Raw genomic sequence first — 12,594 nt, 5'->3', positions numbered from 1 at the left:
TCCCTCTCCCCGATCAGTTAAAGGCCATATCACGCAGGAACAGCGCAATCTGGGGGAAGAAGATCAGCGCCACCGACACACCCAACAGGATCACGATGAAGGGTGGAGTGCCGCGGATCACATCCATATAGGGCCGTTTGAAGACGGCGATGGCTGTGAAGATATCGCATCCGAACGGCGGCGTGGCCGAACCGATGGCCACCTGCAGCGTGATGATCGTCCCCACCAGAACCGGGTCGAGGCCAACAGCCTGAACCACAGGCGCAAAGATCGGCACCATGACCAGGATCACCACGATGGGATCGACGAACATGCAACCGATGAAGAAGGCAATCGAGATGACGAAGAGCACCCCGATCTGTCCCATCTCGTTGATGCCCACGCCGGAGAGAATCGCCTGTGGGATCTGCGCAAAGGAGATGATCCAGGAGAAAGCCGCCCCGGCCGCCACCAGCACGAAGACGACGGCGGTGATCAGTCCGGTGGACTTCGCCGTCTGGAACAGACCGTTGAAGGTGAGTTCACGGAAGACGATCATCTCGAGGAAAATGGCGTAGAGCACACAGGCCGCCGCCGCCTCGGTCGGGCTGAAGATGCCGCCGTAGATACCGCCGATGATGATGGCTGGGAAACCCAGCGGCCAGAGCGCATCGCGCAGTGCGCGGAAACGCGTGCCCCAACTCGCCTTCTCTTCCGTGGGAACATTGTTCTTCCAGGCGTAGAACCAGGCATAGATCGAGAAGAGAACAAGAATCAGCAGCCCCGGCCCAATGCCGGCGATGAACAGTTCTGCAATCGAGGTGTTTGAAACCACGCCATAGATGATCATGCCGATCGATGGCGGGATCAGGAAGGCGATGTCAGAGGAGTTGACGATCAGCGCCAGAATGAAGCTGTCCCCGTAGCCCGCCTTCTGCATGCGCGGGCGCAGCGGCGTGCCGACGGCCACAACCGTCGCCTGGGTGGAGCCGGAAACGGCGCCGAACATGGTGCAGGCCGCAGCAGTTGAAATGGCCAAGCCGCCGCGCAGGTGGCCGACAAACGCCATCACCATGTCGATGAGCCTGCCCGCCGACTGTCCCCGGGTCATGATGTCGGCGGCAAAGATGAACATCGGAACCGCGATGAGCGAGGCCGGGCGAATGCCGGCCATCATCTGCTGCACCATGGTCTCGATCTGGCTGAAGTCGCCGAAGATGGAGAGGAACCCCACCAAGGCACCCGCAAGCAGCGGGATCATCATGGGAAAGCCCAGCAGCAGCAGGACGATCATGATGGAGAAGATTGTAAGCCCCATGGTCAGACCTCCATCTCGTCCTCTTCATACCCTTCGAGCACCGCGGTCGAGAGGTATATGTCTTTAGAAATGATGTTCTTGATCGCAGTGAGCAGATACTGGGCACCGGTCATGAAGAAGCCGATGGGCACGATGATCAGCGGAACCCAGACGGGAATCTGGAGTGAGGGCAGCACCCGGCCGCGCCCGGCCTGAGTCAGAATGTACTGAAGCGAATACCAGCACAGTCCGAACATAAAGGCTGCGGTCACGAGTGTGATCACGATCATCAGCAGTTTGCGCGCGCGCCCCGGCAGGGCATCGTAGATCGCCGACATGCGGATGTGCCGGCCCTGACGCGCAGCATAGGAAATGCCGGCGTAGGTGATCAGGATGATGAGAATTCGGTTAAGCTCTTCGGAGAAAAAGATGCTCGATTGGAAGACGTAGCGTCCAACCACATTGGAAATTGTGTTCGCCGCCATCAGAAGCACGCCGGCGGCAAGCAGCACTGCCTCCAGGCGGGCGATGGCGACATCCGCCACCCCAAGCACTCCGGGCAGGCTGGAAACATAGGCCTGTTCGGGCGTTTCACCGGGGCGGACTGGTTCAGTCGGGGGCTGGGAAGGGTCTTTGTCTGACACTGCCGTGATCCTTCGAAACGCCGCGAAGGGCGGGCACCCCACACAGAGGCGCCCGCCACCTCAGTCAGAAATCAGTTGGACTGCGCCGCTTCGAGGTCAGCCTTCATCTGATCGAGAATGGCCTGGCCGCTCTCGCCGGTCATCTCGATGAACGCGGCCTCAACATCCGCCGCCGCTTCCTGGAAGGGCGCCCGCTGCTCTTCCGTCAGCGTGGTGAAGGTGACCGACGGCTTGTCTGCCTTGATCTTCTCGATGGATTCCTCGTGGAGCCCCTGCTGGTACTCAATGATGTGATCGAAGGCGACGTCGATCGCATCCCGGATCATCTGCTGATCTTCCTCGGACAGGCCGTCGAAGAAATCCTTGTTGGCCATCACCGCGGTGGTGAAGTTGTTGTGGCCGATCATGGTCACGTAATCAGTGACTTCGTACATCTTGGTCGACTCGATGTAGAACATCGGGTTTTCCTGGCCCTGGATGATGTTGGTCTGCAGGGCACCATAGACTTCACCCCAGGGCAGCGGCGTCGGAGTTGCGCCGAAGGCCCGGTAGCTCTCCACGAGCAACGGGTTGGTCATCACCCGCACCTTCACCTCGTCCAACTCTTCCGGAGTGGTGAAGGGCTCCTTGGTGGAGATGGCGACCTCACCCTCGGGGAACATGGTCAGCAGTTCCAGCCCCTGCTCGGCATAGAGCTCGGGGAACATCTCGTGGATGGCTTTCGAGTTGCGGAAGAAGTCCACAAGCTCGTCAGTCTCGGCTGGTAGCAGGTAGGGGACGAAGAAGACCTGCGCCTCAGGGATCAGCGAACCGGTGAAACCCGGCGACTGATCGACGAACTGCAGAATGCCAGCCTGGGTCTGCTCCATGATGTCGGCAGACTCGCCCAGAGTGCCGTAGGGGAAGAGCTGGATCTCGTGATCGGAGTTGGCCTCGACCTCTTCCTTGAACTTCTGTGCGAAGATCCCCTGCACCTCGTCCATGGCCTCTTCGAAGGCATAGCGCCAGGTGTCCGCCTGTGCCGCGGTTGCCGTCAGGGCAAATGTCAGCGCAGTGGTGGCTGCTAGACGATAGAGTTTCTTCATGGATTTCTCCTCTGGTTCCGTTCGCACGACCCGGGAAGGGCCGAACCTTCAGGTGAAGTTTGCAGCGGGCGATACCGCCCCGCTCTGGTGCACATGGGGGTACCGCCGTGATTGAACCGAAAGGCAGCTATACAAAAGAGCGACGACGCCCCCCGTCCATTTTTAGTGTTTTACCACCTAAACGATTGCAAGTTAGATCGCTGGTGTCAAGGTGGCGCCTTTACTTGATAGAATTGCATGCAAAATGCGTGAATGGACTACGCGAGTTGGAGTGGACAGCAAATCAATGCACGCTGCATCTTGCCCGCAACAAGTCAGAATAGCAGGCCATCAAGTCCATCCCAGACAAGCTTCGACCCGACGACGGTCAACAGAAGGTAGCACAGCCGATAGAAGATCGTCTGTGACACAGTCCGGTGCAGCAGCAGGCCCACCCCGATCGCGGGCGGAACCAATGGGGCGAGGACCAGCGCAGTCCAAAGCACCCCCGGCGTGAACTGTCCGAGCCAGGCGTAGGGCACGAGCTTCGTCAGGTTCACGAGCGCGAAAAAGACCACGGTCGTGCCCTGGAACAGCGACTTGTCCAGTTGGCGCGGCAGCAGATACATCGCCACTGGCGGTCCACCGGCATGCGCCGTAAATGAGGTGAAGCCGGACATGGCGCCCCAGAAGGTGCCAGAGAGCAGGCGAGGCTCGGGGTCCGGCGCCCCTGCGGCCGCCGGTCGGAACAACCAGTTGGCAACGAAGCCCAGCGCAATCACCCCGACCAAGAGGCGCATGGCCGCGGTGCTGACATACTCGAAGGTCAGTGCACCCAGCAGGATCCCGACCGCCGCTCCGGCAGCCAGGATCGCCAGATGGCGGCGATGCCAAAGTCCCCTATAGGCCCAGAGCGCAAAGGCATCCATCAGGCAGAGGATGGGCAGGAGGATGGCCGCCGCCATACGCGGATCGACGGCCAGTGCCATCAGCGGCACCCCGAGCAGCCCCATGCCGCCACCAAAGCCGCTCTTGGAGATGCCGATCAGGAAAATCGCCGGCACCGCCAGAACGTAGAACCAGGGATCATCGGGCAAGGGCCGCCCCTTCCCGCGAGGCTGTCGCTACTCTGCCGCCTCCTGATAGCTCGTGATGTCCGGACAGGTGCACACCAGATTGCGGTCACCGGCCACATTGTCGATACGTCCCACCGGCGGCCAGTACTTGGCCTCGCGCAGAGCAGTCAGCGGATAGACCGCCCGCTCCCGGCTGTAGGCATGGGACCAGTCTTCTGCCAAAACGCTCTCAGCGGTGTGAGGGGCGTTACACAGCGGATTGTCATCCCGGGGCCACTCGCCCTGCTCGACGCGCGCGATCTCCTTGCGGATGGCGATCATCGCGTTGCAGAAGCGGTCCAGTTCCTCGCGGCATTCGGACTCAGTCGGCTCGATCATTAACGTGCCCGACACCGGCCAGGACATGGTCGGTGCGTGATAGCCGTAGTCCATCAGCCGCTTGGCGATGTCGTCGACACTCACGCCCACGCTGTCCTTGAAGGGGCGCGTATCGATGATGCATTCGTGCGCCACGCGACCGTTGCGGCCCTTGTAGAGCACGTCGTAGTGTCCCGCGAGCTTGTGCGCGACGTAGTTGGCATTGAGGATGGCCACCTGCGTCGCCCGTGTCTGCCCTTCGGTGCCGGTCATGGCGATGTAGGCCCAGGAGATCGGCAGGATCGAGGCGGAGCCCCAGGGAGCCGCCGCGACGGGGCCCGGCCCGCCCTCCGGACCGGCTTCCGGCACCAGCGGGTGATTGGGCAGGAAGGGCTTGAGGTGCTCGACTACGCCAATCGGCCCGACACCCGGCCCGCCGCCGCCATGCGGAATGCAGAAAGTCTTGTGCAGGTTCAGGTGCGCCACGTCCGGCCCGAAGCGCCCGGGCTGACAGAGCCCGACCAGGGCATTGAGGTTGGCGCCGTCCATATAGACCTGGCCGCCCGCCACATGCACCTTGTCGCAGATCTCGATGATGGTCTCCTCGAAAACCCCGTGGGTCGAGGGATAGGTGATCATCAGGGCGGCCAGATTGTCGGCATGCTTGCCAATCTTGGCATCCAGATCCTGCAGGTCGACGTTGCCCTCCTCGTCGCAGTTCACCACCACGACCCTCATGCCGGCCATCACCGCGCTGGCGGGATTGGTGCCATGAGCCGAACTGGGGATCAGGCAGACGTTTCGGTGGCCCTCGCCGCGGCTCTTGTGCCAGCCACGGATCGCCAACAGGCCGGCGTATTCGCCCTGGCTCCCGGCGTTGGGTTGGAGAGAGATCGCCGAGAAGCCGGTCAGGCGGGCCAGCTTATCCTGCAGATCGGCGATGAGGGCGCGATAGCCCTTGGCCTGATCGCCGGGAACGAAGGGATGGATGCCCGCGAAACCCGGCAGGGTGATTGAGAGCATCTCGGCCGCTGCGTTCAGCTTCATGGTGCAGGAGCCCAGCGGGATCATGGAGCGATCCAGCGCCACGTCCTTCTCGCGCAGCCGGCGCAGATAGCGCAGCATCTCGGTTTCGCTGTGGTAGGAGTTGAAAACCGGATGCGTCATGTAGGAGCTCTTACGCACAAGGGCGCTCGGCAAGCCGGCTGACACGCCCGCATCCAGCTTTTCGACCAAGAGGCCGTGATCGGCCGATCCGGCAAAGGCAGCGAAGAGCGCCTCCACCGTCTCGCGCGTCGTGGTCTCATCCAGCGACACACCGACGCGCATGTCGTCAATCGGCCGCAGGTTGATGCCGGCCTCCCGCGCGCGCTGCAGCACCGCAGGCGCATCGCAGGCCACCACCAGCGTGTCGAAGAAGCCCTCGGTCTCGACCTTGCAGTCCAGCCGGCGCAGGCCTTCGGCCAGGATCGCGGTGAGGCGATGCACCCGGCTCGCGATGCGGCGCACCCCTTGGGGCCCGTGCCACACGCCATAGAAGCCCGCCATGACCGCCAGCAGCACCTGCGCCGTGCAGATGTTGCTGGTCGCCTTCTCCCGCCGGATGTGCTGCTCGCGGGTCTGCAGCGCCATGCGATAGGCCAGGTTACCGTGGCTGTCCACGGAGACGCCGATGATGCGCCCGGGCACCGAACGCTTATAGGCCTCGCGCGTCGCCATGAAGGCGGCGTGCGGCCCGCCATAGCCCAGCGGAACGCCGAAGCGCTGTGCCGAGCCGACCACCACGTCGGCGCCCCACTCGCCCGGCGGGGTCAGCAGCGCCAGGGCCAGCAAATCGCTGGCCACGGTGACCAGGGCCTTGGACTCATGCGCCGCCTCGACCAGCGCGCGCAGGTCCTTCGCCTCACCGTAGGTGTTGGGATACTGCAGGATCAGGCCGAAGCATTCCTCGGCGACGAACTCCCGCTCCGGAGCACCGATCTTCAGCGTGATGCCCAAGGGCTCCGCGCGCGTTTTCAAAACGGCAATGGTCTGCGGATGCAGGTCATCGGCCACAAAACAGGTGTCGGACTTTGCCTTGCTCATGCGATGCATGAGCGTCATGGCCTCCGCTGCTGCCGTGGCCTCGTCCAGCAGCGAGGCATTGGCCAGTTCCATGCCGGTGAGGTCACTGACCATCTGCTGGAAGTTCAGCAGCGCTTCCAGCCGCCCCTGGGCGATCTCCGCCTGATAGGGGGTGTAGGCCGTGTACCAGCCCGGATTCTCCAGGACGTTGCGGCGGATCACCGGCGGCGTGAAGGTGTCGTAGTAGCCCAGTCCGATGAGCGAAGTCAGGCGCTGGTTCTCCTCGGCGTAGCCCGCCAAGGCGGCCAGGGCCTGTGCCTCGGTCAGGGGTTCCGGCAGCTGCGGAGCGTCCGAGCGAATCGCCTTCGGCACCGCGCTGTCCACCAGTTGATCCAGGGAGTCGAGGCCTAGTTCCTTGAGCATAGCCTGCACTTCCGCCGCATCCGGTCCGATGTGCCGGCGGGTAAACTCGCCACGATCCTCCAGCTCCGCGAGGGAGCTACGCCTGTCACTCATGATCCCGGCGCTCCTTATTCCAAACCTTTGACGAAGTCGTTGTAAGCCGCCTCGTCCATCAAGGCTTCCAGCTCGCTTTCGTCGGAGAGCGTCATCTTGAAGAACCAGCCATCGCCCTGGGGCGACTCGTTCACCAGATTGGGCGTGTCGGTCAGGGCTTCGTTGGCCTCGGTGACCGTACCCGACACGGCGGCATAAACCTCGCTGGCCGCCTTGACGGACTCGACCACCGCCGCCTCGTCGCCCTTGGCCAGGTCTTTGCCCTCGTCCGGCAACTCCACGAAGACCACATCGCCCAGCTGCTGCTGCGCATAGTCGGTGATACCGACGACGGCCTGGCCATCGTCCTCGACGCGTACCCACTCGTGCTCGTCGCTGAAATAGATCTTTGCCATTGTTCCGTTCCCCTACGTTACGTTCAGCCTCTAAAATAGTTGTGCGGTTGGAAGGGCATCTTCGCCACCTCCATGTCCACAGTGCGATTGCGCACCCTGGCGCTGACCTCTGTGCCGGGCTTTGCCAGTTCGCTGGGCAAGTAGCCCATGGCGACCGGGGCCTCCACCGAGGGGCCGAAGCCGCCGCTGGTCACACGACCAACAGCCTCGCCTGCCTGGTTAAGAATCTCGGCGCCCTCGCGCACCGGCGCCCGGCCGGTCGTGCGCAGGCCCACCCGCTTGCGGCCGGCTCCCTCGGCGATCTGGGTTTGGATGACTGCATCCCCCGGGAAGCCGCCCTCGCTCCGCCGGCGCTTCTGGATCGCCCAAGTCAGGCCCGCTTCGACCGGCGTGGTGGTTTCGTCGATGTCGTGGCCGTAGAGGCACAGACCGGCCTCAAGCCGCAGGGAATCTCGGGCGCCCAGTCCGGCCGGCATCACCTCGCTTTCGGCCAGCAGGCGGCGCGCCAGAGCTTCGGCTTCGCCGGCGGCCACGGAGATCTCATAGCCATCTTCGCCGGTGTAACCGGAGCGGGTGACGCGGCAGCGCAGGCCCTCGACCGTGATCTCGGCCACGCCCATGAATTTTAGCCTATCCACGCCGGGCGCGAAGCGCGACAGCACCGCGGCTGCCTGCGGCCCCTGCAGCGCCAGGAGCGCCAGATCCTCCAGCATTTCCGCCTGTCCGTGCTTGCCCAGACCCTGCTGCAGATGCGCGAAGTCAGCTGCCTTGCAGGCCGCATTGACCACGAGGAAGAAGCCCTCGCCCTCGCGCGCAACCATCAGGTCGTCGAGGATTCCGGCACTGTCATTGGTGAAGAAGGTATAGCGCTGCTGTCCTGGGGCCAAGGTGGCCAGATCCACGGGCATCAGGGCTTCAAGAGCAGCTTCAGCCTGCGCCCCCGTCACCCGCACCTGACCCATGTGCGACACATCGAACAGCGACGCGGCCGCCCGGCAGTGGTTGTGCTCGCCCATGATGCCTGCGGGGTACTGGACCGGCATGGCATAGCCGGCGAAGGGCACCATGCGCCCGCCCAGCTCGCAATGAAGGTCGTAAAGCGGCGTTCTGAGGAGGGTTTCTTCCGGATCGCTCACGCCAAAGGTCCTTTCGACAGAGGTGGCCACCGCCAACCGGCGGCCCTGCGCCCCCTCTGTCCTGGGACCTGAGAGATTCGCCGCGGCGTCGCGGCTTACTCCTTCGGTGTGGCACAACAGCCGGGAACCCTGTCCGGTGCCGCGCCCGCTTTCCAGATGTGCCTACCCTGCCCGGTCCTTTTGCCTGAGAGTTTCCGGGGCGGTTGCTCCTTCGGCGCCCACCGGCACTTCAGGCCAGCGGGTCTCTCCCAAGCAGGGTCATCGGCTATGCGAACGGCGTCACGGTAGACGATGCCCGTACGATGTCAACATTTCCCGCGCCTTGCCCATTGCTCCGTCTGGCGGTCAAGCGTGCCCGGAAGCGGCGCTGAGTTTGCTCAGGTCCAGACCGATTTTGGCGAGGGCGCGCTCCCACTTCTCTTCCACGCCCTCTCCGAAAACCAACGCCTCGTCGGCCGAGAGGGTCAGCCACCCGTTGTCCTGGATTTCCTGGTCGAGCTGTCCCGGTCCCCAGCCCGCGTAGCCCAGCGCCAGCAGGCGTTGCCGCGGCCCCTGCCCTTCAGCGATGTCGCGCAGGATGTCGACGGTGGCGGTCAGGGCCACCTGCTCGCTCACTTGCAGGCTGGATTCTTGGAGGTATTCCGCGGAGTGCAGGACGAAGCCGCGCCCCGTTTCCACCGGACCGCCAAAGTGAATGCGAATCTCGTCCTGGCCCGCAGCGGGTTCGATGCCGAGTTGGGTCAGCAGGTCGGGAAAGGTGAGGGACTCCACCAGACGGTTGAGCACCAGCCCCATGGCACCTTCCTCGTTGTGCGCGCAGATATAAATCACCGTACGCTCGAAACGCGGATCGCCCATGGTGGGCATGGCCGCCAGCAGCTGGCCACCGAGGTAGCCTTCGTGCACGTCGTCGTGTCTTGCCATGACACCAAACTCCCCTTCGCCACACCGGCCGGCGCCCCTGTGGGCAGCGCGACCAGCCGCCGCGGCGCCGACCATTGTTTCCCGGCGCGCGGCACCACATCATAGCACAGCATGTACGCTCTCTGCCGCGGAATACCAGTCCCTGCACCCGGTGGCCGGCCGCTCACGCGCCCCGGCCTGCCGCTGCTGTTGCTCACCCTGCTTGTGGCTCTTCTCGGGTCTTCCGGGAGCGCGCTGGCTGCCGCCGGCGCCTGGGCCGAGAACGAGCACAGTCGGGTGCGTCTCATCACGGAAAGCGAAGCGACGGGCGAGGAGGCCGAGTTGCGTGCCGGCCTGCAGTTCGAAATGGCGCCCGGCTGGAAGACCTACTGGCGCTCTCCGGGCGATGCCGGCTACCCGGTCTCGGTGGACTGGAGCGCGTCGGAAAACCTGGCCGACGTCAGCTTCAACTGGCCGGTGCCGCACCGCTTCGAGCTCTTCGGCCTGGACACCTTCGGCTATGACGAGGAGGTGGTCTTTCCGCTCACCCTCGTGCCCGAACGGCCCGGCGAGCCGATACGGCTGGCGGCACGGGTGGATTACCTGCTCTGCGAGACGATTTGCATCCCCTATGAGGAGGATGTCCGCCTCACCCTTCCCGCAGGCACAGCGACGCCGGGTCCCGAAGCGTTCCTCATCGACCTCTATCGCTCGCAGCTCCCGCAACCGGAAGCCGAAAGCGGCCTTTCCCTCTCCCAGGTGGGATTCAGCGAACGCGACGGCCTGACCCAGCTCACCGCCCGCGCAGAGACGCTCTTCGCCTTCACCGAACGCCCGGACCTTTTGGTGGAGGGGCCAGACGGACTGCACTTCGGCCGGCCCGAGGTGCGCCTCTCCGATGACCGCCTGCGCGCCGATTTCACTGTGCCGGTCAACCGCCAGGGCGACGCGGAGGCCGAGGGTGCGCCCCTGCGCCTCACACTGGTCGACGGCAGTCGCGGGCACGAGATGGAAACCAGGCTGCGCCCCACCGAGGGCACGGGGTCGGGAGCCTTGCCGGCGGAAGGCCGCAGCCTGGCGCTCATCCTGGGGCTGGCGCTGCTGGGCGGCCTCATTCTCAACCTCATGCCCTGCGTGCTGCCGGTGCTCTCGCTGAAGCTGCTGTCGCTGGTCAAACACGGCGGCGGCGCGCCGCGGGCCGTGCGGCTGTCTTTCCTGGCCACGGCCGCGGGCATTCTCGCGTCCTTCCTGGTGCTGGCGGCCGGCGCCATCGCGCTCAAAGCCGGTGGCGCCGCCGTGGGCTGGGGCATTCAGTTCCAGCAGCCGGTCTTCCTGGCCGGCATGGCGCTGGTGGTCACGCTCTTTGCAGCCAACCTCTTCGGCTTCTTCGAGATCCCCCTGCCCGGCGCGGTGGCCGATCAGGCGACGCGCACCCCGACTCAAGGTCTCGGCGGGGCCTTCGCCACCGGGGCCTTCGCCACGCTGCTGGCCACCCCCTGTTCCGCGCCCTTCCTGGGCACGGCAGTGGGTTTCGCCCTGTCGCGCGGCGCGCCGGAGATTCTGCTGATCTTCACGGCCTTGGGGCTGGGCCTGGCCCTGCCCTATCTGCTGGTCGCCGCCTGGCCGCGCCTGGCGACGGCCCTGCCGCGCCCCGGAGCCTGGATGGTCTGGCTGCGCCGCCTGCTGGGCCTGGCGCTGATCGCAACCGCGCTGTGGCTGCTCTCCGTGCTGGCGGTGCAGTTGGGCTTGGCCGGTGCCCTTCTGCTCGGCGCGCTGCTGGCCACCTTGCTGGCCGTCTTCGCCCTTGGCCGGCTGCTGCCGGCGCGTCGGACCCTGCTGCGCGCCAGCGCCCTGCTCGTGGCTCTCGCAGTGCTGGGCTTTGCCGCCTATGGCCCTGCCGCCGACGGCAGCACCACGACCCGCTCCGCAGACCAGCACTGGCAGAGCTTCGATCGCCAGGAGATCGCTGCGGCCGTGGCCAAGGGCCAAACGGTGCTGGTCGACGTCACCGCTGACTGGTGCATCACCTGTCAGGTCAACAAGGCCCGGGTGCTCGACGATGAGCGGATCGAGGCCATGATCGCCGACGAGACGGTTCTGGCCCTGCGTGCGGACTGGACCCGGCCGAATGCCGAGATTGCCGCCTATCTCGCCGATCACGGCCGCTACGGCATCCCCTTCAACGCCGTCTACGGCCCCGCCGCACGCCAAGGCATTCTCCTGCCCGAACTGCTCTCGGTGGAGGGGTTGCGTCAGGCGCTGGAACAGGCCAGCGGAAGCGCAGGCTGAAAGCTTCTGTTGGCAGCGGCGGCCCGGCCGACTATCTCTGTCGGCATAGATCACCCTCACGCTTCACCAACGGGAGAGCGCAAAGATGACCATCAAGGTTGGCGACAAGATTCCCAGTGCAACGCTGCACGTCATGGGCCAGGATGGCCCCGAGGCCGTCACGACCGACGAGCTCTTCGGCGGCAAGAAGGTGGTGCTCTTCGCCCTGCCGGGCGCTTTCACCCCCACCTGCTCCGCCAGGCACCTGCCGGGCTACGTGGAGAAGGCCGAAGAGTTCAAGGGCAAGGGCGTCGATTCCATCGTCTGCCTGTCCGTCAATGACGCCTTCGTCATGGGCGCCTGGGGCAAGGACCAACAGGTGGGAGACAAGGTGCAAATGGTCGCCGACGGCAGCGGCCAGCTCACCGAGTCCATGGGCCTGACCTTCGACCTGTCAGACAAGGGCCTGGGCAAGCGCTCGCAGCGTTACGCCATGCTCGTGGACGACGGCGTGGTGAAGGTCCTGAACATCGAAGACGCCGGCGCCTTCGAGGTCTCGGGCGCCGATACCATGCTCAAGGCCGTCTGAGGCAAAGAACGGGGTTCACCGGCGCCGGCCGCAAGGCTGGACGCCGGTGCTCCTGGGCGGCTGTTCACTGCGGACAGCAAAGCGCTGCAGAGGGAATTGACGCCCCCGCCCACCTGCCTTAGGAAGAGGCGCCTCGCGCAACCCCCTGCAAACCCTCCCCGGGGTGCGCAGAATGCCGACGTAGCTCAGGGGTAGAGCAACTGATTCGTAATCAGTAGGTCGCAGGTTCAAATCCTGCCGTCGGCACCATATTTTTCAAATACTTAGCGCTCTGTCTTTCGCTCCACGCTCAACATCGGAAGGCGC

10 protein-coding genes, 1 tRNA gene and 2 riboswitches are annotated in these 12,594 nt (G+C 64.6%); of the genes, 3 read left to right on the top strand and 8 right to left on the bottom strand.

The annotated features are described in order from the left end of the window. Positions 1-13: 13 nt before the first annotated feature. The 8 genes from P2G67_RS14160 to P2G67_RS14125 form a co-directional block, all read right to left on the bottom strand. The gene (locus P2G67_RS14160) at positions 14-1,297 is read right to left on the bottom strand and encodes a TRAP transporter large permease (RefSeq protein WP_275823896.1); all 1,284 of its coding nucleotides are present in this window, start codon (positions 1,295-1,297) and stop codon (positions 14-16) included. 2 nt (positions 1,298-1,299) lie between these two features. Then, positions 1,300-1,920: a TRAP transporter small permease gene (locus tag P2G67_RS14155; RefSeq protein ID WP_275823895.1), complete on the bottom strand. Its 621-nt coding sequence runs from the start codon at positions 1,918-1,920 to the stop codon at positions 1,300-1,302. 71 nt (positions 1,921-1,991) lie between these two features. Further along, positions 1,992-3,005 (bottom strand): TRAP transporter substrate-binding protein, encoded by a 1,014-nt coding sequence (locus P2G67_RS14150; protein ID WP_275823894.1) that lies wholly within the window; start codon positions 3,003-3,005, stop codon positions 1,992-1,994. A gap of 314 nt (positions 3,006-3,319) precedes the next feature. Continuing rightward, positions 3,320-4,081: a sulfite exporter TauE/SafE family protein gene (locus P2G67_RS14145; protein WP_275823893.1), complete on the bottom strand. Its 762-nt coding sequence runs from the start codon at positions 4,079-4,081 to the stop codon at positions 3,320-3,322. 27 nt (positions 4,082-4,108) lie between these two features. Beyond that, the gene (gcvP, locus tag P2G67_RS14140; protein ID WP_275823892.1) at positions 4,109-6,997 is read right to left on the bottom strand and encodes an aminomethyl-transferring glycine dehydrogenase; all 2,889 of its coding nucleotides are present in this window, start codon (positions 6,995-6,997) and stop codon (positions 4,109-4,111) included. A gap of 14 nt (positions 6,998-7,011) precedes the next feature. Further along, entirely contained in the window at positions 7,012-7,392 is a 381-nt protein-coding gene (gene gcvH, locus P2G67_RS14135; protein ID WP_275823891.1) for a glycine cleavage system protein GcvH, read from the bottom strand. Positions 7,393-7,415: 23 nt separating this feature from the next. Next, positions 7,416-8,528 (bottom strand): glycine cleavage system aminomethyltransferase GcvT, encoded by a 1,113-nt coding sequence (gene gcvT, locus P2G67_RS14130; protein ID WP_275823890.1) that lies wholly within the window; start codon positions 8,526-8,528, stop codon positions 7,416-7,418. 46 nt (positions 8,529-8,574) lie between these two features. Beyond that, a riboswitch (glycine riboswitch) is annotated at positions 8,575-8,690 on the bottom strand. Continuing rightward, a riboswitch (glycine riboswitch) is annotated at positions 8,691-8,789 on the bottom strand. An 84-nt stretch (positions 8,790-8,873) separates the two neighbouring features. Further along, entirely contained in the window at positions 8,874-9,452 is a 579-nt protein-coding gene (locus P2G67_RS14125; RefSeq protein ID WP_275823889.1) for a YqgE/AlgH family protein, read from the bottom strand. Positions 9,453-9,563: 111 nt separating this feature from the next. Here P2G67_RS14125 and P2G67_RS14120 point away from each other — a divergent pair, with 111 nt between their 5' ends. From P2G67_RS14120 to P2G67_RS14110, 3 genes are all read left to right on the top strand, one after another. After that, positions 9,564-11,720, top strand: a complete 2,157-nt coding sequence (locus P2G67_RS14120) for a protein-disulfide reductase DsbD family protein (RefSeq protein ID WP_275823888.1) — start codon at positions 9,564-9,566, stop codon at positions 11,718-11,720. Between the two features lie 85 nt (positions 11,721-11,805). Continuing rightward, complete coding sequence (locus P2G67_RS14115) at positions 11,806-12,288, top strand: peroxiredoxin (protein WP_275823887.1); 483 nt, start codon at positions 11,806-11,808, stop codon at positions 12,286-12,288. A gap of 174 nt (positions 12,289-12,462) precedes the next feature. Then, positions 12,463-12,537 (top strand) — tRNA-Thr (locus P2G67_RS14110). Positions 12,538-12,594 lie beyond the last annotated feature (57 nt).

The sequence above is a fragment of the Aquibaculum arenosum genome (assembly GCF_029222965.1).
Taxonomy (GTDB): Bacteria; Pseudomonadota; Alphaproteobacteria; order Kiloniellales; family DSM-21159; genus Aquibaculum; species Aquibaculum arenosum.
The sequence above is the reverse complement of the archived record's forward strand: the minus strand, read 5'-3'. Positions and strand labels throughout refer to the sequence as shown.